This is a genomic window from Embleya sp. NPDC020630, assembly GCF_044334985.1.
In the GTDB taxonomy this organism is placed as follows: Bacteria; Actinomycetota; Actinomycetes; order Streptomycetales; family Streptomycetaceae; genus Embleya.
In genome coordinates, this window is the sequence record NZ_JBIRUB010000031.1 from 60,532 (window position 1) to 80,194 (window position 19,663).

General features: G+C 69.7%; 16 protein-coding genes. 4 read left to right on the forward strand and 12 right to left on the reverse strand.

The genetic code is table 11. The features are described 5' to 3' along the window. Positions 1 to 45 precede the first annotated feature (45 nt). Complete coding sequence (locus tag ACH4XV_RS44680) at positions 46 to 1,263, reverse strand: hypothetical protein (RefSeq protein WP_395799706.1); 1,218 nt, start codon at positions 1,261 to 1,263, stop codon at positions 46 to 48. A gap of 683 nt (positions 1,264 to 1,946) precedes the next feature. Between ACH4XV_RS44680 and ACH4XV_RS44685 the strand changes: the two genes are divergently transcribed. Together ACH4XV_RS44685 and ACH4XV_RS44690 are read left to right on the forward strand one after the other, a co-directional pair. Next, positions 1,947 to 2,162 (forward strand): hypothetical protein, encoded by a 216-nt coding sequence (locus ACH4XV_RS44685; RefSeq protein ID WP_395799708.1) that lies wholly within the window; start codon positions 1,947 to 1,949, stop codon positions 2,160 to 2,162. A gap of 391 nt (positions 2,163 to 2,553) precedes the next feature. Continuing rightward, positions 2,554 to 3,453 carry an STAS domain-containing protein gene (locus tag ACH4XV_RS44690; RefSeq protein ID WP_395799710.1) on the forward strand — a complete coding sequence of 300 codons (900 nt, stop codon included), beginning with the start codon at positions 2,554 to 2,556 and terminating at the stop codon, positions 3,451 to 3,453. Between the two features lie 140 nt (positions 3,454 to 3,593). On the opposite strand, the gene ACH4XV_RS44695 is transcribed toward ACH4XV_RS44690, so the two are convergent. Together ACH4XV_RS44695 and ACH4XV_RS44700 are read right to left on the reverse strand one after the other, a co-directional pair. Then, on the reverse strand, positions 3,594 to 4,349 hold the full coding sequence (locus ACH4XV_RS44695; RefSeq protein ID WP_395799712.1) for a Crp/Fnr family transcriptional regulator: 756 nt from the start codon (positions 4,347 to 4,349) through the stop codon (positions 3,594 to 3,596). A 14-nt stretch (positions 4,350 to 4,363) separates the two neighbouring features. Further along, positions 4,364 to 4,687, reverse strand: a complete 324-nt coding sequence (locus ACH4XV_RS44700) for a hypothetical protein (protein WP_395799714.1) — start codon at positions 4,685 to 4,687, stop codon at positions 4,364 to 4,366. A gap of 615 nt (positions 4,688 to 5,302) precedes the next feature. Between ACH4XV_RS44700 and ACH4XV_RS44705 the strand changes: the two genes are divergently transcribed. Together ACH4XV_RS44705 and tpg are read left to right on the forward strand one after the other, a co-directional pair. After that, entirely contained in the window at positions 5,303 to 6,199 is an 897-nt protein-coding gene (locus ACH4XV_RS44705; protein ID WP_395799716.1) for an STAS domain-containing protein, read from the forward strand. Positions 6,200 to 6,273: 74 nt separating this feature from the next. Next, positions 6,274 to 6,756: a telomere-protecting terminal protein Tpg gene (gene tpg, locus ACH4XV_RS44710; RefSeq protein WP_395799718.1), complete on the forward strand. Its 483-nt coding sequence runs from the start codon at positions 6,274 to 6,276 to the stop codon at positions 6,754 to 6,756. Between the two features lie 30 nt (positions 6,757 to 6,786). Here tpg and ACH4XV_RS44715 read toward each other — a convergent pair whose 3' ends face one another. From ACH4XV_RS44715 to ACH4XV_RS44755, 9 genes are all read right to left on the reverse strand, one after another. Continuing rightward, positions 6,787 to 7,188, reverse strand: coding sequence for a hypothetical protein (locus ACH4XV_RS44715; RefSeq protein ID WP_395799720.1), 402 nt, complete (start codon positions 7,186 to 7,188; stop codon positions 6,787 to 6,789). 841 nt (positions 7,189 to 8,029) lie between these two features. Further along, positions 8,030 to 8,992 (reverse strand): nucleotidyl transferase AbiEii/AbiGii toxin family protein, encoded by a 963-nt coding sequence (locus tag ACH4XV_RS44720; RefSeq protein ID WP_395799722.1) that lies wholly within the window; start codon positions 8,990 to 8,992, stop codon positions 8,030 to 8,032. Between the two features lie 20 nt (positions 8,993 to 9,012). Beyond that, positions 9,013 to 10,182, reverse strand: coding sequence for a type IV toxin-antitoxin system AbiEi family antitoxin domain-containing protein (locus ACH4XV_RS44725; RefSeq protein ID WP_395799724.1), 1,170 nt, complete (start codon positions 10,180 to 10,182; stop codon positions 9,013 to 9,015). A 659-nt stretch (positions 10,183 to 10,841) separates the two neighbouring features. After that, positions 10,842 to 11,357 (reverse strand): helicase associated domain-containing protein, encoded by a 516-nt coding sequence (locus tag ACH4XV_RS44730; protein ID WP_395799726.1) that lies wholly within the window; start codon positions 11,355 to 11,357, stop codon positions 10,842 to 10,844. A gap of 339 nt (positions 11,358 to 11,696) precedes the next feature. Next, a complete protein-coding gene (locus ACH4XV_RS44735) occupies positions 11,697 to 11,897 on the reverse strand; it encodes a helicase associated domain-containing protein (RefSeq protein ID WP_395799728.1) in 201 nt (66 codons plus the stop codon). Then, positions 11,894 to 12,247, reverse strand: coding sequence for a helicase associated domain-containing protein (locus tag ACH4XV_RS44740; protein WP_395799730.1), 354 nt, complete (start codon positions 12,245 to 12,247; stop codon positions 11,894 to 11,896). Before ACH4XV_RS44740 ends, ACH4XV_RS44735 begins: the two co-directional genes overlap by 4 nt. A 45-nt stretch (positions 12,248 to 12,292) precedes the next feature. Continuing rightward, positions 12,293 to 15,256, reverse strand: a complete 2,964-nt coding sequence (locus ACH4XV_RS44745; protein ID WP_395799732.1) for a tetratricopeptide repeat protein — start codon at positions 15,254 to 15,256, stop codon at positions 12,293 to 12,295. Positions 15,257 to 15,381: 125 nt separating this feature from the next. Continuing rightward, positions 15,382 to 15,819 carry a hypothetical protein gene (locus ACH4XV_RS44750; protein WP_395799734.1) on the reverse strand — a complete coding sequence of 146 codons (438 nt, stop codon included), beginning with the start codon at positions 15,817 to 15,819 and terminating at the stop codon, positions 15,382 to 15,384. Positions 15,820 to 16,196: 377 nt separating this feature from the next. After that, complete coding sequence (locus ACH4XV_RS44755) at positions 16,197 to 19,319, reverse strand: Helicase associated domain protein (protein ID WP_395799736.1); 3,123 nt, start codon at positions 19,317 to 19,319, stop codon at positions 16,197 to 16,199. Positions 19,320 to 19,663: the final 344 nt, after the last annotated feature.

A 19,663-nucleotide genomic window follows, 5' to 3' on the forward strand; every position in this document is an offset into this window, starting at 1 on the left:
CGTCCGGTGCGACGACGATGGCGGTCGCACCGGACGAAAATCGTGTCAGCGGTGGTGGAGACGAACGGAGAAGGCGTTCATGATGGCGACGGCGCTGGGCCATCCCACGCTTTTGCAGGCCACGTTGTCGCAGCGGAATCCTGTGCTGACGGTTCCGTTGATCTGGCGGGTGTTCGTGTCGTTGATGGTGATGATCGGTCCTCCGCTGTCACCGCCTGTCGCGGCGTAGTAGTCGTCCCACTGGCCGCCGACCGAACCCACGATGTTCGTGCCGTTCACCGGCCAGATGTTGGAGCCGGCGACCCGGATGTTGCACATGACCTTGGTGTTGTAGCCCAGGTTGCACACGTAGTCCCCGGCCACGGTGGAGCGGGCGCCGTTGAGGCCGCGCATGTAACCGTTCGTGTCGTAGCCGTCCCAGGTGTAGTCGCTGGTCTCGGCCTCGATGAAGGCCGCGTCGACGTTGGGGTCCTTCGCCCTGACCTGGCCGACGTAGTTTCCGCCGTGCGTGTACACCTGCGCGCCCACGTCGTAGCAGTGTCCGGCGGTGACCAGCCACTGCCGATTGTCCCAGGTACTGATGGTCGGTATCCCACTCGTGCAGAAGGAACGTTCCGGGCTGGATCCGACGCCGAGGGCACCTCCGGCGTAGAACGGGGCGAAGTCGTTCTCTCGGGTCAGCGGCTTGGCCGCAGCCCCTTTCTCGACGCGGACGTCGAGCGTGGGGGCGGCCGTTCGATTGCGCCCCTTCGCCGACACCAGGTAACTATTCGCGTTTCCGGGATCGTTTACGGAGAGAGTGATGCTCCCGCCGTCGCCCGCGAAGCTCGCCGAATACACCTCGAACGGCAGTGTCTTGTCGTCGAGGAGAAGCGACGCCTCACGGACCATCGAGGCCTCGGAGTTCTTCCCTTGCTTCACGACGATGAGCTTCGTGTCGGCGTTCGGGTATTTCTTGTGGACCTGTGCGATGAACGCGTCGGCTTGCGACGTGTCGGTGAGGTATACGTTGAGGGCCTTGTAGTCCGCGCTCATCTCCGCCGAGGTGTAGATGTCCGCGCGCAGGTCGCGTCCCACTGTGACCACCCCGTCGGCGACCACACGCAGAGGCTCGAGGACACGGCCCTGCTCCTCGGGAGACATGCCCGCCAACACGGCGGCGGACAGCTCAGTGGGTGTGTCGGCAGAAGCGGAATAAGGTATTGTCGCCAAAGCCGCGAATGCTACGACGGCCGCCGCGAGGCGCTTGATATTCCTGCTCATTTCCCCCCCAGGTCAGGCGCCCCCCATGGCGCCATGTCGGTCTGCGGAGCGTATTCAAGTGGATGTGAAGAGTCAACGGAATAAATCGTGACCCGAATATATTGGATGCGATATCGGCCACGCCCGTTGTAAAGTGTGTCAATTGGGGATTTTATATTCCATAATCCAATTCCGATGCGATTCGAGATTGAAATGATCATTGGATTGACGCGCGCGACGGCCGCCGACGAGTAACAACGCGACCTCCGGTGCCGAGGTCCGCGTCCGGCTCTCGCCACAGCGGTAGAGCGTGCGCGGAATGGGCGGTCCCAGTCCGCGACGACCAGGACCGAGGTGCGCCAAGCGTTGGACGGCGTTGCCGTGCGGCTCCTGCAGGAGGGCGAGCGACGCGGACGCGGCCAGGCCATTGGTGTTCGCGGCGGCAGCGCGGTCAACGAGTACCCGCGCCCGGGGCGGCCGCCGTTTCGTATCGCCCGCGCTCCCCCGTGGTGGGTCGTGCCGTCCCGCAGGACCTCGTTCATCCCGGGTCGTGTCGCCGGTTCAGGCTTGCGTCTCGGCGTGCCCACGTTCGGTCGGGTCGATCGGCAGGATCCGGGAGGTGATGCTTGGGGGTATCGAGGGCCGGGAGAGCGGCCCGCCGCTGTCCAAGCCCGATGTCGGAGGGCGGCGGTAGCGTCCGTCGGATGAGTATCGATACGACTCCCGGTGCCGAGGTCCGCGTGCAGCTTTCGCCGGAAGCGGTGGAGCGCGTAAGGGAGTTGATCGGACTCGGACTTGCCGCGTCGGTCGAGGACTACGTGGCCGACTCCGTGCGCAACCGCCTCGCCGGATTCCAGGACCTCGCCACCGGCCGTCCCGGCGGGGACCCGAAGGAATGGGTGGTCGGCCGTCACGCGTGATCCGCGGCCGAACGGCAGGCCCAGGGGCCACGATCGTCCAGGGGCTACTGCGCCCGTTCCGAGCGTTCACCATCCGGATCCGGTGTCCCCGGGGCGGTACAGGCGTCGGCGACGGGCCGAGGCTCGGTGGTGATGATTCGATGCGTTCGTAGGTCCAGGAACACGCCGCAGGACACCCGAGCGCTCCGCGGACCCTGCGATATCAGGAGCTGGCGGGGCGAAACGCGGGTACGGTCGCCACATGTTCGGCGTCGACGACGCCGCAGGCACCACCCGTCCGGACGATCGCGGACGGGCGCGGACGGCGGGGGCGGACGCGGGCGACGCCACATCGAGCCCACGGCCGGCCGGGGACCGCGGATCAACCGGGGGATCCATGGGGGAGATCGAGATGAGCGCTCGTGAGCACGACGAACCGGTCCCGACCGTCGTGGACGAACTCCCGCCCGCCTGCGGCGACGATCCCGATCCCGTGAAGGACTTCGCGAACTGGCTCTGCCTGGTGCGTCTACACGGCGGCGACCCGTCCTACGACGAGATCCGTCGCCGCTGCAAGCGCGCGGGCGTGGACATCCCCAAGAGCACCCTGGGCGACGGCCTCACCGGCCGTCGTTTGCTCTCCAGAGAACGCGCCATCGCCGTCGTCCGCGCCTGTGGCGGCGGCCAGGGACTGCTCGCGGAATGCCGCAACCGGTGGACGAACGCCAAGGCCGGCCAGATCACCCGCACCCCCGCCGAGGGCGGACCCGACATCGGCCTGCGCGACGCCGAACCCATCGACATCCCCCTCGGCGCGCACCACCGCCGCGCCGGCGTCAGCTGCAGCATCGTCCAGCACGGCGCCTGGCAGGTCGTTCGCTTCAGCGGCGACTGGGACGGCCTGGTCATGCCCGCCGTCCGGCCCCACCTCGAGAGTGTCGTCGCCGACACCCACCACCCCCACGTGGTGATCGACCTGTCCGACGTCACCTTCATGGACAGCAGTCTCCTCGGCGGCCTCGTCTACGTCCTGCAGACCATGCGCCTGCGCGGCGCGGTCCTGCGTCTGGTCTCGGGGATGAGCGAGGGCAACCTCACCCGGATGGGCAAGGTGATGATCGTGACCGGCCTGAACCAGATCCTGCCCGTCTACCCGACCCTGGAGGTCGCGCTGTCGCCGCTGTCCGCGCTCGACGCCGACACCGAGCCCGTCCAGGAGACGGCGCACGCGCCGACGCCGACGGTCGTGCGGGGAACGGTCGTTCCGCCTTCCCGATCGCCACTCGCCGGCCGGGAGGAAACACCGGCCTGAGCCGATCCGAGGCCGTGGTGGAGCACCGGGGCGGCCGACGACCCGGTCGCTCACCGCGAGCGAGCTGGTCGCGCGACACCCGACGGCCGGTGGCCCGCCCGGAATCGGGCGGGCCACCGGCCGTCGTGGTCGGGGTTCGGTCAGGGCTGCCACGGGGGCATGTTGCCCACCCCCGCCCGAAGCGCGGCGGGGTCGACGATGTCGATGACGCGGTAGGCGGTTATCACCCGCCCGGCGGTGCGCTGCTCGCGGAAGAAGTTCTCCACCGAGGCCCGGGAGGCGCCGATGCCCTCGGCGATGTCGCTCTGCGAGAAGCCGGAGATGCGGATGCCGGGATGGACGGCCGTGCCGGTCTCCTCGCCGAGGAAGTCGGCGAGGAAACACAGATAGCGGGCGATGCGCACGGGCGTGGTGCCGTGGCGGACGTGGACGTCGAGGTAGAGGTCGAGTTTCTCGCGTTGGGCCATGGATTTCGCCAACGCGGTCATGGCGTCGGGACGGGTCGCGAGGAATGTCGTGAACACGGGACGGGGGATCGCGATGACGGCGGTGGATTGCACGCCGTGGACCATCGCGTTCCCGCCGAGTGGATCGAATACGGTCGACGATTCGACGATGTCGCCCGTCATACGCAAACGCGTGTTCGTGGAGTCGCCCGAATAGGGGATCTCCCGGAGGATGCCGGACAGGACCACGAGCACGGATTTCTCGTAGTAGAGATTCTTCGCGTCGCTCTTGTTCACCCGTGACACCGACGCCCTGCGCAACAGCGCCTCGCGGTGCGCGATGTCGAGCAGCCCGAGAAAGCTGTGCGCCGGGTAGGAGCGCCGGGCGTAGCTCGGGGAGGGGACCGCGGGTGGTTCGTCGGGTTCGGGTGTCCGTCGAGGCCTGGGCACCAACGTCCCGTTCCTCACGGGAGGCGGTCGACGGCGGCGGGGCCGGGTTCCGTTATCCCCCTCGCGGTGGGGCTCGGGCTTGTCGGGGTCGCGGCGGATACGGTGGCGGGGACGCTGGCGGCTGCGGGTGCCACCGGCCTGGTCGACGCCGGCGACACACTCAGCGCCGCGTAGATCACCGCCGGCACCACCCCGGCGAACGCGGTGATGGCCGCGATCACCCCCGCCAGCCGGGCCGGCGCCGCGGTACTCATCCGCCGTACCGCGTAGGCGATCACCGCCGCCAACACGAAAACGATCAATACGACGCAGAAAAGCGTCGAGAAACTTTCGGACATTTCCTGGCGTTCCTTCTTTCTCGTTCGCCCGGGCTCGTTCATGTCCCCGGGAACGCCGGACGCCCTGGTAGGAGGCGGGCATTCCGCGGGGTGATGTGCGCACGTTAGCCTACGCCGCCGTCCGAGTGACTACCAAGACCGCCGAAATGCTCCGTGACCTGGGTATTCTCGACGACTCCGGGAGCGATTCCCTAATCCTGGGGAGTTTTCGGTCGCGTTTCGCGTTATCGTGTTCACGCTGACGTTGACCTCGTTCGCCCGGGCTCGGCTCAGCACTCCGATCGGCGCGTCGGGGGTGGTAGCCCGCGCATCCGACCGGAACACGTCTGAGCCCTCGCCGGCATGCCGGCGAGGGCTCGCGCGTTCACGGGATCACCGGCGACGCGGCCACGACGCCGTCCGGATCGTGCTGCAACGCCACCATCGAAGACGACCGCCACACCCTCCCGCCACCCTCGCGGACGATCCCGGCCGAACGCGGACGCCTGCGGACGACGACAGACGACTGCGGCCGACGTCCGCGGCACGCAACGCTGTCGGTGGACGCCACTACCTTGGAAGGCCACCACCGGCGACGGCCCAACACCGCACACCACCAGGCGAAACGGGGAACCCGTGACCGTCCGCAACCGACGAACCGGCCGGGCCGACGCACCGCTGGCCATCGTCGAAATCCCCCTGCCCCGCCGCGCGTTCGCCAACTGGCTCGCCCAGATACGACTGCGCGCCGGACAACCCTCCCTCATGGAACTCTGCGTCCGCATGCGCAAGTTCGGTGTCCATGTACCCAAGAGCACCCTCGGCGACGGCCTCACCGGCAAACGCCTGCTCGCCCTCGACCGCGCCCGCGCCCTCGTACGCGCCTGCGGCGGCGACACCGCCCTCCAGGCCGAGTGCCAGAACCGCTGGACCCTCGCCCGCGAGGGCCGCCTGCCCACCACGCCCACCGAAACATCCATCACCGCCGCGGACGTCCGACGCACACCGGCGATCGACATGCCCCTGGGAATCGTCCACGAACGCGAAGGCGTGCGCTGCGAACTCACCCCCCACGACCCATGGCAGATCGTCCGCCTCCACGGCGAATGGGACGTCCACGCCACCCGCAGACTGCGCCCGGGCTTCGACCGCGTCCTCACCGACGAACAACGCCCCCAGATCATCGTCGACCTGTCCGCCGTGACCTTCATGGACACCGCCGTCCTGAGCACCCTGCTGTACGCGCTCAAGATCCTCCGCCAACGCGGCGCGATCCTGCGCGTCGTCTCCGGGACGTCCGACCTCAGCCTGGCCCGCGTCGGACGCGTCATGATCCTCACCTGCGTCACGCCGTACCTGCCCGTCTACCCAACCCTGGAGGCAGCCCTGTCACCGCTGTCCAACCTCGAGACACTGCACCCCGTACCCAACATTCCCGACCCGATCGACTCCACCATGCCTGCGGCCACGATCACCGGCCCACGCAAGCCCGACCTCCACTCGGGAACCTGGCGGCAGGACCCACCGGCGTGAGCTCCCACAGATGAACAAGTACTCGACCCCTCGAACGACATCGAGCTCCGACACCGCAACGAACGGAGCAACCGGTGGGCAAGATCGGTGACGGCCTGGACCAGGCCGCGCAGCATGTCCTCACACGTAAGCCCCCGAAGTCGACGAAGGCCCGCGTGCGGTTCCTGATGAGCAAGAACCAGGGCCGCACCCACAACGTCGCCGCCGTCCTCGGCGTCAGCCAACGCACGATCGAGCGCTACCTGAAGGGCGACCGCAAGCACCCGCCACCGGTCGTCGCCGCCCGGATCGATGCGGAGGTCCGCCGCCTGTGGCAGCCGCAGGTGCGCTGGCGGGCCCGAGCAGCGCGCAGCCGCCGCGGGCGCCGTGATCGTGGAGACCAGGGCGCGGTTCGGGTTCTCCTCGGCGGCCGGGTCGACCGACGACCCGCGCATGCGCCGCATCACCCAACCCCTTCCCCCGGACCGCGCCCTGGCCCCGGGCGTCCCCCACACGACAGCACGATCGGGGACAAAAAAAGGGGACCCCCGATAACGCGTGCCCGGTGGCCGTTTTGAGGCCGCCGGGCACGCGCATGCCGTAGATGGTCAGTTCCCGTTTACCCGGGCATCGATGACGATCGGCGGAAGCTGTTCGCCCTTGTCGGTGGTCAGGTCGATACGGTCCACGACCTCGGCGGCGGCGTCGTATATGCGCGTGGCCAGCGCCCAGTCCGGGCTCGAGGAAACGTGGGCTCGTCGGATCCACTCGGTTCGGATCAGAAGCTTGACAAGGCTGGGGCCCGAGAACGAGATCTCGGCCAACCCGTCCTCCCGGCGAACCGCAGCCCCGTCCTTGAACATCGCCGTGCCGTATTCGCGGGTGCAGATCCGATGGATGAAGTCCCAGGTGTCGTCAGTACACACCAAGTCGACCGTGGTGACCCCGGCCGCTTTGATCAGTCGTTTCTTGTGAGCCTGACGTGCCTTGTAGATCGCCAGCACGTTCACGATCCCTCCCCTTCGCGCGATCCCCGGATTCTCGGAGCCTGTCACGAGAGGTGGTCGACCGGATGCGAAACGTGGACCTTCGTGGGGGCCAGATGTCGCCGTCCTCGTCGAGCCGGGCCGCAGGTGACGCGGCACGCGGGGCGTGACGCCGGACGCCCAAGACCGGCCCACGGGCTTGCGTCGAGCCCGAAAGTGTCCCACGTGGGACACTTTCCGCGCGGCCCGTCCAACCGTGTGGACATTCGAGGAACCGCGCGGGTACATCGCGACACCGCCGCTTTGGTTCCGATGGGAACCACGAGGCGCCGGCTCGGTGTCCGAGTGATCCTGCGGTGCACACTGGGCGGACCACCTCGAGAGGGATGAACCGCGTGTCCGACGACGACTAGGCCCCGATCTACGAGAGCGCCTTCGACGCGCAGCTCGAGCGGCGGGTTGCCGCGTTGGAGCGTCTGGTCGAGACACGGGATGTCCTGGATCGCACGGAGGCTCGGGCGGCTCGGCAGCGGCAGCGCGTGGAGCAGTCGCGTACCGACCTGTTGGAGAAGATCTCCCGCGTTCAGGACGAACACGGCGGGGCCCTGACCGAGCTCGCCGTTCGGCCGCTGCGGCGTTACGGAGCGAGCAATGCGGCGATCAGGGCGACAGCGGCGACGACCAAGAGGTGCGCGACGACGTTGACCGCCACGTCTTGCGCGAACGCGCGCCAACGATGGAGATGTCGGGGACTGTTGGGGTTGGCATCGTCTACGACGCCTCCAGGGTCGGCGGCGGATCGGTGCGAGGGCCGGCCGTCCGGGTGGAGACCTGTGCCTGTTCCCGCCACGGCTGTGTTGCGCGGTCAGGAGGTTGTCCACACCCGTAGACGTGGGTCCCAGGTGCCGGTGAAGGCGGGGCCGAGCAGGGGTGTGATGAATGCGCTCGCTTGGGGGAAAGCCGCGTCCCAGGTGGCGCAGCTGTCGAGGCCGGGTACGTCCGCGACTGCCGTGCGGTAACCCGAGACCCAGGAGGCGTGGGGCAGTTCGAAGGTTTCCGGCAGCCTCAGCTCGGGCCATCCGCATGCCCGACGCAACGCGGCCTCGGTGTGGAGCGCGTGGTGGCACGCGGCGGCGTCCAGGGTCTCGCGCTGGCCGATGAGGAGGACGTCGGCCAGGTCGCGGAAACGGCTCGGTGGTTTCGTCCCTCGCCATTCGTGGATGGCGCAGATCTTGTCGGCGACGTGGTCCACGAGTGGATAGAGCTTGATCATGGGCCAGTCGAGGGGCCAGTCCAGGAGCGGTCGGGGTTCGAGCGGGACGGTTTCGGGGACGGCGGTGATGTTGCGGCGGATGACGAGGTCGACGTGCACGGTGTCCACCCTGGTCGTGCCGAGGTAGACGGTGAACGTCTGGTCGATCCCCTCCGTTTCGGCACCGTGGTCGCTGGTCTTGCCCGGTACGTAGGACAGGAAGTCGCCCAGGTCGACGGCGGCGGCCTTCAGGAGGGCCGCGTGGGCTTCCTCCCGGCCTGCCGCGGCCGCGGTGGTGACGCGTTGGAGGTCGATGTCCTTGCTCAGGCGAGCGTCGGCGGGAAAGCGCACCAGCAGGGCCTGGCCGCCTTTGAGCAGCCAACCGTCGGGATCGGCCTGGAACAGGCGCGCGAGCAGCCGCTGAAAGTAGAACCCGCGCAGAACGGGGCTGGGGTTGCCACGCGGGGCGATTTGCTTGGCCCGCTGCGTAAGGGCATCACGGAACGCCCGGGGGCTGTCGTAGGTCTTGATCGCGTGCTCCCACGAGTAGGTGGAAGGACCGACCCTACGCAGCACGGGCGTCGTTGCGGACCGAATTACCGTTCCGTGTCCGCAGTTTCGGAAGGCTCGGACGTGTCTTCGTCGTCGCCCGCATCGTCGAGGCGCCCTTCGACGGCCGCCGTGATGGCGTCGTTCAAAGACTTCGACAAAGGCGTGGTCGGACGCACGGGTCCGGCGCGCAGGGCCTTTCGCACGGCGTCCGAGGTGGGGATGGTCGGCCGGGTGGCTTCGGCGATGGCGCGCTGGAGCTCTACGGACGGGGCCCCGATCTCACGAAGGGCCTCCCAATATCGGATATAGGGAACCTGCGCCTGCTGCATTGCTTTCTGGTAGGCGACACCGGGGAGCACGAGCTTGCTCAGCATCTCGGCCAACTCGGCGATCGGTGCCATCGCCTCGTGTATTTCCTCGAGCGGCCCTGCGATCTCGCGCATCGCGTTGCGCCACCCGGCGTTGACGAGGGCAAGGTTCCTGTACGTCTCGGTCGGGTCGAGCCGGAGATGCCGCTCGGACTCGATGGCGCGTTCACCTGCGGTGGTGAGCTGCTGATCGCGCAGTAGGGAGCCGGTTTGCTCGGCCAGGTGCTCCAGCAACTCGCCGCCGTCCGCGTTGCGCAGGCCGTAAGCGCGTGCGAACGGCTGCACGCGGTCGGCGAGGACGCGCGTGTCGGTCAGGCCTCGCCGATCCGCGTCGACCAAGACGCGGCCGACATGGCCGGCGTCGGCGCGGGTGGCGAGTAGGTCGCAGATCGTGCGGTCGACGGTCGTGACGGGAAGGCCGTCCACGACGGTGACGTCGCCGGGTTCGTGGGCGAGCAGATGTAGACGCACCGCAAGCTCCCGGGTCGTGCGGCGACGGGGAACCGAGATGTGGACCTCGTCCGCCGGGATGTCCCCGAGATCGTGGAGCTCACAGGCCGAGGCGTGGGAGACGACACCGGACAGCCCGTCACCGACCGCGCGCCGCCACGCTGGGACACCGGGATCCAGACGAAGCCACGCGACCTTGATCTCCAGGTGGGACGTGGACGCGCTTCCGGACACCCGATAGACGCCACGGCTGACGCTCTCCACCAGGTCGATGTCGGCGAGGCGCGCCAGGTTCACACGGGAGACACCGGCGGCTTCCGCCTGACGGGTCGTGACCAGCCCCCACTGATCGGCGGCGACCTCGCCCAATACTCGCAGCGCATCATCGCGATCCATACAACGATCGTAACAAGACACCGCAGCATTTGCTTCGCCCAGAGTGAAGCAAACGCTGCGCGGCGAGCTTTCGTAGTGTTGCAAACGCTGCTTCTCGCCGTCCCGCTGGCGCGGTCGCCGGCCTGAGCGACGACCAAGAGCGGCAAACTCCCCTCAGGACCGACGTGCCTGCGGAGGGACATCCTCGGTGCGGCCACTGGTGACGGTTCGTTCACTGTGAGTTCTCGGGTTTCTTTGTGGGCCTGCGCTGTGGTCCCCGGGGTTCGGCTGGACGGATCCGTGTTTTCCCCTGGTGTCGTTCGACCTGCCCGGATCGCGGGGTGTCCGGTTCCGCCCCGGGGACTTGGGTGTGGTGACCCTGTGGTTCCGTGGTTCGGCTGGATTGCCGGATGTATCGCGGGAATCCCTACGGATTCCTTGTGTTCGGGCGGGGGATCGGGTGGTGCGCCGCGGCGGCGCGGTTCGGTGTTCGCGACCTCGGCCCGGCCCTGCCCCGGTACTGCCGGGCAAACCCGACAGGGCACCTCACACCGGGGCCGATGTTCGAGAGCCGGCCGACGGACCGCGGAGTCGGCCCGGCGGGGCTCGTGCCCGGACTCGCCCGAGGCGTCGACCGGTCACCGATCGACGCCTCGAACCCCACATACCCGACCCCCCGCTCATGTCCAGCGCATGCCCAACGCGTCCAGCGCCGCGATGCGTTCGGCGGAGAGTTTCGCCCGCCTGCTCCTGGTGGTGGTGATCCACACTCCCAACCTGACGTCCTCGGGCCATCCGTCGAACGCGGTCACCGTCTCGACGTGGGCGCGCGGGACTTCGAGGTGCCCGACCCGGTTCCGGTACGCCGCCGCCGCGGCCACCGCGATCGCCCACGCCTGCTCGCGCGTGCGCTTGGGCCGAGGCCCGTCCGGCACCGCCACCGCCACTGCCGCCGCCGCCTCGGCCTCCGCAGTGTCGGCCGTCGCGGGCGGGGTGAGTCCGAGCGCGAGCAGCTGCTCGCGCTGCGGCTCGTTCAGCCCGTCCCACCCGGACCGCTGCCGGGCCACCCACCGCCCGATCCCCGTCCCCCGGTGGACGACGTCCAGGCCCACGTCGTCCAACTGCGCCCCCGCGCCTCTCTCGGCCTGCTCGCGCAGGTACTCGGCCGTGTGGGTCAGGTGCCGCTGCCACGCCACCGGCCAATGCGGCGGGTTGATGATCGGTGGGGGTGTGTCGGTGGGTTTTCGGCATGGTTGTGTCAGTCGGGTGTGGGGGTGTCCGGGGCCGGTGGGGTGACTTCATCCGAGCATTGGTCGCTGTCATCGGATGCCGAATCGGTGCTGCGTTTTTGATGGATGAGCGGGTCGGTTTCGTACAGATCGGTATTACGGGTGTCCCGTTCGTCGGTACAGCTTCCGGCGTTGTCGCTCCGCTCCGTGGTTCCTTATCCGCCTCGGTGTCCCGTACGGGCCGTGCCCCACGACGCGACCACACACAACAGCCCCGAACCACACACGGCCCGGGGCTGTTCACGTTCACCCCCAGCGCATGCCGAGCGCGTCCAGTTCGGCGATGCGTTCGGCGGAGAGTTTCGCCCGCCGCGACCTGGTGGTGGTGATCCATACCCCCAGCCTGACGTCCTCGGGCCATCCGTCGAACGCGGTCACCGTCTCCACATGGGCGCGCGGCACCTCCAGGTGCCCGACCCGGTTCCGGTAGGCCGCCGCCGCGCTCACCGCGATCGTCCACGCCTGCTCGCGTGTGCGCTTGGGCCGAGCCCGTCCGGCACCGGCACCGCCGCCGCCTCGGCCACCGCGTCGACCGCCGCGGGCGGGGTCAACCCGAGCGCCACCAACTGCTCGCGCTGCGGCTCGTTCAGCCCGTCCCACCCGGACCGCTGCCGAGCCACCCACCGCCCGATCGACGTCCCGCGGTGAACGATGTCCAGGCCCACGTCGTCCAACCGGCCACCCGTACCCCGCCCGGCCCGCTCGCGCAGGTACTCGGCCGCGTACGTCAGGTGCCGCTGCCACGCCACCGGCCAATGCGGCGGATGCCACGCCTCACCCTCCACCAACGCGTCCAACGCCGCGCCGCGCCCGGTGTAGAGGCGGTCGGGGGCGCCGTATCTCTACCGGAGGCGGACGTTGTCAGTCGCCGGGGGTTCGTTGCCGAGCCGTCGGCGGATTTCCCGGGCTTCCTCGGAACGACCGATCCCGTCGAGCAGGTCCGCTCGAGTCGCCTGTGCGGTCCGCAGACGCTCGGCGAACACTGCGGGTGTCTCCGAGGCCAGGCGATGGAGGATCCGGGTGGCTTCCTCGATCGCGGTCAGGCCTTCGTCCGGGCGGTCCACGTCCCCGTAGTCGACTGCCAGGTTGTTCAATGAGATGGCGAGGTCCGGTTCGTAGGCGGCGGGGTTGCCCGCTGCCAGGTGGCGTCGGATGGTGACGGTTTCTTCGATCGCGGCCAAGCCCTCGGCCCACCGACCCACTTCCCCGAGCCGACCCGCCAGGTTGTTCAACGAACTGGCGAGGTCCGGTTCGTGGGCGGCGGGGTTGGCCGCTGCCAGGCGGCGTTGGATGGCGACGGCTTCTTCGATTGCGGCCAAGCCCTCGTCCTGCTGGCCCATCGCACCGAGTCGGTTCGACAGGTTGTTCAACGAAGTGGCGAGGCTCGGTTCGTGCGCGGTGGGATTGCCCGCCGCCAGGTGGCGTCGGATGGCGACGGTTTCCTCGATCGCGGCCAAGCCCTCGGTCCGGCGACCCAGCTCACCGAAGTAAACCGACAGGTTGTTCAATGACAGGCCGAGGTCTGGTTCGTGTGCGGCGGGGTTGGCTGCGGCCAGGCGGCGATAGACCTCGACGGCTTCTTTGATTGCGGCCAAGCCCTCAGTCCGGCGACCCACTTCCCTGAGATGTACCGACAGGTTGTTCAACGAGCCGGCGAGGTCCGGTTCGTACGCGGCGGGGTTGGCCGCTGCCAGATGGCGTCGGATGGCGACGGTTTCCTCGATCGCGGTCAGGCCCTCGGTTCGGCGACCCATCTTCCCGAGTCGGTTCGACAGGTTGTTCAACGACATGGCGAGGCCTGGGTCATAGGCGGCGGGGTTGGCTGCGGCCAGGCGGCGATAGACCTCGACGGCTTCTTCGACCGCGGCCAGGCCCTCGTCCCGCCGACCCATCTCCCCGAGATGGATCGACAGGTTGTTCAACGACATGGCGAGGCCTGAGTCATAGGCGGCGGGGTTGGCTGCGGCCAAGCGGCGATAGACCTCGACGGTTTCCTCGATTGCGGCCAAGCCCTCGGTCCGGCGACCCACCGCACGGAGGCGGTTCGACAGGTTGTTCAACGAGCTGGCGAGGTTCGGTTCGTACGTGGCCGAATCGCCCTTCGCCAAGCGGCGCCAGATGACGAGTGCGTGTTGGTCGGCGGTGAGGGCCTGGTGGTGGAGTCCGGCGTTCGCGTAGCGGATGGCCAGGGAGGTGTGGAGGTGTGCGTGGTTGGCGGGGTCCGTGGTGGCGGCGAGACGGTGAGGGGTGAGGCGCGCGGTGAGGGCGGCGATACCGAGGTCGAGGTCGATGCGCCGATCCTTGGGCAGGTGGGCGTCGACGGCCTCCAAGACCTCCACGGGTAGCCCGTCCAGAGCCGCGAGAGCTGCGAGAGCGGCGCCGCCCGCGTGGAGGGCGAGGGTGGGGTTGGCGGTGAGGAGGGGCGTGAGTTGGATGGTGACGAGGTGGGGCCATCGGGTCGCGGCGGCGATCAGGACGGTGAGAGCGCTGCGGGCCCGACCGGCGGCCCACGCCGTGGTGCCCGTGTGCAGGCCGGGTGTGTGGTGGAGCAGGCGTGTGGGTGCGGTGGTGGTCCAGGGGTCAGGGGTGGCGTGGGCGAGGTGGTGGCCGGGGGTGGACAGGGCGAGGAAGTCCTCGGCGAGGCGGTCGGGGTACAGCGGTTCCAGGACGGCCCCGGCGTGGGTGTCGGTGGGCGGGTAGGCGACGGCGTGGTCGGTCAGGGCGCGGTCAACGGTGTCGCCCGCGCAGGCGCCAATCGCGACGAGCGCCGCGTGTCCGGTGTCGTGAGGAACCACACCGGTCAGGGCGGCGGTGTAGGTGGCGCGGGCAAGGGTGTCGGCGGGGACGGTGACGCGTCCGTTGGTGTGGAGGGTCTGCCAGTGGTCGCGTTCGCGGTCCAGGAGGTAGCCGGAGATCCGCCCCGGCGCGTCAAGGTTCGTCGCCGTGCCGGTGCGGTGGGCGTCGACGGCGGCCAGCGCGGCCATGTGCACGGCCAGCACCTGCCCGAACCGCCGCGGGTCGTCCAGCGCGGCGGGTGCGGTGGCCCAGTGGGGGTCGGGGACGTCCAGGGCGGCGGCGAACCGATCGCGGGCCGCAGTGAACAGTGCGTCGGGACCGGTGTTCGGATCGTCGGTGAGCGCCGGAAGCGGCAGGACGTCGGTGTCCACGTCGAGGCGGTCCAGGCGATGCGCCAATGTCTGCCACCACAACCCCGCCGGACGCGCCACCAGCAACACCCGCACCCGACACCCCTGCCCGCCGGCATGCGCGAGCAACGTCAGCAGGTCGGTCACCGGCCACCGCTCCGCGTAGTTGACCACCAGCAACACCCCCACAGCCGGCTCTGCTTCCCCAGCCGGGTCCGACCCGCGCCCGAGGCCTCCGGCGCTCGAGGAGGCGTGCGCGTCTGCGGGGGTGGGGTCGGTGGCGTGCCTCGCCTGCAACACCTCCCAACCCCCGCTGGCGGCACGGGTGTCGGCGGCGAAGCGGGCGGCCAGGCGTGTCTTGCCCTGTCCGCCCGGCCCGTGCACCAACAGCACGGACACCCCTGCGGCGCGGTCGTCGCGCCACGCGGCCAACCGCGCCAACTCGTCCCGACGACCGGTGAAGTCCACCAGCGCGTAGCGGGCCTGCAGCAATCGCGCCGGTTGCGCCCGTGCCTGCGCCACCGTCGGCGCCGTGCGCTCCGTCGGGAATGCGTCAATCCGGTACAGCGCCCGCTCCGCGCTCGGGTGCGTGGTGACGTGTACGTCTCCGGTGACGTCGGAGACCTGGGTCACCGGCCCGTACACCACCGAACCCGTCACCCACTGACCCGCCCGCACCCCCGCAACCCGCGCCGGGACATCGGCCCCGGCCGCACGCTTTCCGGGCTCGAGGGCAGGCGGGGTGTCGCGGTGGAGCCGCCATCCGAACCGGCGCCCCGGGCCGCTCACGGGCCCTCGTCGATGTCGACGTCCCCACCGGTGCCCTGTACCTGGTCGACCGGGCCGGAGACCGTACTGCCGTGCACCCACTGCCCGTCGTCCACCGGCGGAGCACCCGCAGGCGGCGCCCCCGGCGGAGTCGGTGGCGGGGCGACGGGTCCGGTGCCGCGGCGGGTGATCCGCACGTTGCCGCCGGTCCCAGACACCTGCGCGATGCCGCCGCCGATCACGCTGTGGGTCACCGACTGCCCACCCGCCGAGGCGCGTTCGCGCCACACTCCGATCACCGACACCGCCAGCCCGGCCAATGCCACGAACAGCCCGAGCACGCTCGCCCACTTGTCCGCCTCGTCCAGCCCCACCACCGCGAGATACACCGCCAGCCCGACCACCGCCGCGCCCGCCATCGTGCCGCCCACCCACGCCCACGTCTTGGCCGTCATCCCCCCATCGTCCGACCCTCGCCTCCGCCGCGGAGTCCACTCGCGGCGACGGTGACCCGCTCGTGACACCACCGCGTCCCACAAGCGGTACCGGGTTCGTGGGGTGGCTCGTCCGCCCTCGACGTGGCGCACGACTGCCTCGATGGCGGCTCCACGCGGGGAACGGTCGCGGCCACGACCACGCACGCGTGGTCGTGGCCGTTCGGGTGTCCGTGTCGTGGGGCACAGCCCGCACACCACGCCACGAGGCGAATGTGAGGACCCCGCGAAGGACACCCCACCCACCCTGCCGGCAACCCGCCCCCGGACGCGGCCGGTTCGCCCGAACCAGACGACACGATCACACCCCGAACCCCACTCCGGATCTCACACCCGGCTCATGTCCAGCGCATGCCCAACGCGTCCAACTCGGCGATCCGCTCGGCCGAGAGCTTCGCCCGCCTGCTCCTGGTCGTGGTCACCCACACCCCCAACCGTACGTCCTCCGGCCACCCGTCGAACGCGGTCACCGACTCCACATGCCCGCGCGGGACTTCCAGGTGCCCCACCCGGGCCCGGTACGCCGCCGCCGCGGCCACCGCGATCGCCCACGCCTGCTCGCGCGTGCGCTTGGGCCGAGGCCCGTCCGGCACCGCCACCGCCACTGCCGCCGCCGCCTCGGCCTCGGCCTCGGCAGTGTCGGCCGTCGCGGGCGGGGTGAGTCCGAGCGCGCGCAGCTGTTCGCGCTGCGGCTCGTTCAGCCCGTCCCACCCGGACCGCTGCCGAGCCACCCACCGCCCGATCGACGTCCCCCGGTGGGTGACGTCCAAGCCCACGTCGTCCAGCCGGGCCCCGCCGCCCCGCTCGGCCTGCTCGCGCAGGTAGTCGGTCGCGTGGGTCAGGTGCCGCTGCCACGCCACCGGCCAGTGCGGCGGGTGCCACGGTTCGCCGTCGACCAGGGCGTCCAGCGCCGCGGCACGCTCGGCGGCGAGTTCGCCGCGTCGGTCCTGGGCGCGGCGGTTCGCGAGCCACGTCCCGATCGGGTAGCCGTCGACCACGGCATCGGCCGGCGCCGCCAACGTGCCGTGCCGGCGGGCGTATTCACGCGCTATGGCCAGCCCGTCCTCCCACGCCTGATCGTGCACCGACCACACCATCCCGAGCGATTCCAGCCGTTGAATCTGCCCACGCTCCAAATGATTCCTGGCGTACTCGGCGCGCATTTCCGAAATCCAGCGCCCCAGCGGGAATTTGATTCCGTGGTGATCGATGTCAACAGCATCAATGGGAACGACGAGGTTCCCATGGGCTCGTTGGTAGCGTTCGGCGGCGACGTATCCGCGCAGCCAGTTGCGGGATTGCGGGTCGACCACGCGCAATTCCACGAATTGCGAGATCTGCGCCGGGTCGCGCAGCGCCGAGTAACGCAGGATCGGCCGCCACTCCGGGCGTTCCCCCTCGCCCAGCGTCCCGTCCTCGGCGTCGGTGTCCTCGGCGGCCGGCTCCTCGATGCGGTCGCCTTGGGCCTCTCCGTTGACCTGGGGTACGGCCAGGACGTCGCAGATGGACGCGTCGTGGGCACGCAACGCCTGAAGGACCCGTTGGAGCGGGCGCCAGCTGGGGGAGACGAGCATGTCGTCCGGCGTCTCCCCGCGCTCCAGGAAGATGGGGATGATGATGCTCGCGAGCTTGGTGCCGGCGGCCGACGGTCTGATGCACCTGCCCACGGCCTGAACAATTTCTACGATGGATCCTTTGGGGTCCAGGATGGCGATGGAGTCGATTTCCGGGACGTCGACACCCTCCCCCAACACCCGGCAATTGCTGACGAACGCCCTGGTCACGGCCACGCCGTCCGCGTCGGCGCCGGCCCCGAACCGTCCCAACACCCGCCGCCGATGCTGCGGGTCGTGCTCCCCGGAGATCCAGTCGGCCGCGATGTTGCCCGGATACGCCGAGGCCGCCGCGCCCTTGCGCAGCCTCTTGAAGGCCTTGGGCAGGCCGACGGCGAACGCCTCGGCCTCGATCGTGCGGTGATGGAACGTCAGGATCCGGCGCAGGTCGTGTTCCCACGCCAGTTTCAGCAGTCCGGTTTGCAGCGCGGCCAACCGCGCCCCCCGGTAAGCCTCCACATCCGCCGGCCGCGTCGAGAGCCGGTTGAGCCGGCTCCCGCTCGCCGCGGCGGCGGCCTGGACCTCCGGGTCGGTCACCTCCGCCACCACGATCCGAAAAGGCGCCACCAGGCCGGCGGACACTGCCGCCGAGAGGGGTAGTGAGTAGGAAACCCTGCCGAACAACCTCTCGTCGTCCATGGATGCGGCGTAGCCGACGGGCAGGGGCTGGTACGCCGTTCGCTCGCTGTGTTCGTCTTCCTCGAGTTCGTCGGCGAGTTCGAGGTCGTCGTCCTGCCACCCGTCCCACTCGTCGAGTTCGGGGTCGGGGTCCATGGGGTCGAGTTCGGGTACGGGTGGGTCCTCGGCCAGCGCGGCGTAGGCGCTGCCGGGCGGGGGTTCCCAGATCCGGGGCGTGGCGGTCATGTACAGGCGCCGCGCCGCCGGCAAGCGCCGGTTGTCGTGCACCGCAGCCCAGCTCTTCCCGAGCGCTCCGGAGGTTCTGTGGGCCTCGTCCACGACCACGAGGTCCATTGCAGCCGGCGGTTCGAGGCCGTAGGGGCCCTTCTGCGCCCTCAGCAGCACCCGGAGGGAGGCGTAGGTCCCGAACACCGTGAGATGCCGCGTACGGCCCGACCAGAGGGCGTACTGGGGTGCGCTGGTGGTGCACCGGACCCCCGCCGCGTCCAGCGCCGGATCGCCCCGGAGAGAGCAGACGGCGATCATCGGCCCGGTACGCCCCGCGGCCCGCCACGCGGCCACCGTCTGCGTCAGCAGGTCCAGGGTGGGCACCAGGACCAACACCCGACCGTGGGGCGCGAGATGAGCCGCGCAGGCCGCCGCGATCCTCGTTTTGCCGGTACCCGTCGCGGCCACGACCTGCGTCCGCAAGCCGGCCCACGGTCCGTCACCCGCGCGCAGCGCCGCCATATCGGCCGGAGGGGAAGCGAATTCGCGCGTGACGTTTTGAACGGCCTCGCGCTGATGAGGGAAAAGCGTCGTCGTCATTCCGTGGGTCCCGTCGTCATCCGTAATGTCGAGTGGAAGTTCCGTGATTTCGGTATGAGTTCCACGCGATTTCCTCCGTGGTTTCTGGATTCGAGGCCCGGATTCACAGTGCGACCGGGTGTGTCGATCGTCGGGTGCGGTGAGAGGTGCGGGGCGTGGTGTCGAGCGTGCTCCGGGGGTGCGGTGCCGGGCCTCGGCCGGCTGCTTCCCGGTGCTCGTCGGCGGCCGGGGTTCATGCTGGTCAGATGGTGTGTGGAGGTCGGGGTGGGCGGGTGTCACGGGTCCGATGCGAGCCGGCCCCGGGCCCCGGTCCGGCGCCGGCGGGGGTCTCGTTTTTCTGGGATCTGTATGGACAGTGTTGTCTAAGCTCCGGAGTGGCGTCAAGGCGTACGAGTATGCCATGATGGTGGTTCGGGGATGGGTTCGGCAGAGTGTTCGAGACACGATCCCTGACGGGTCGTCAGGTATTTCTGATGGTGTGTCAGATTGGTTCCGGGCCGGCTCCCCGCATGGGAAGACCGAAGCGAACAACCCCACACAACCGCCTACTTCGCTGCCAGCGGGCCCGCAACGCGGGCCCTGTCCCCCGCGCAGCGGGGGACCTTCCAGGCGGCGCAACGCGCCGCCTGCGGGTGCCGCAACGCGGCACCCTGGCGCCCGCAACGCGGGCGCCTTGCACTTGCTCGGCGCAACGCGCCGAGCGTCGCTCGTCAGCCGCGCAGCGGCTGAGGGACCCGCTCCGCGGG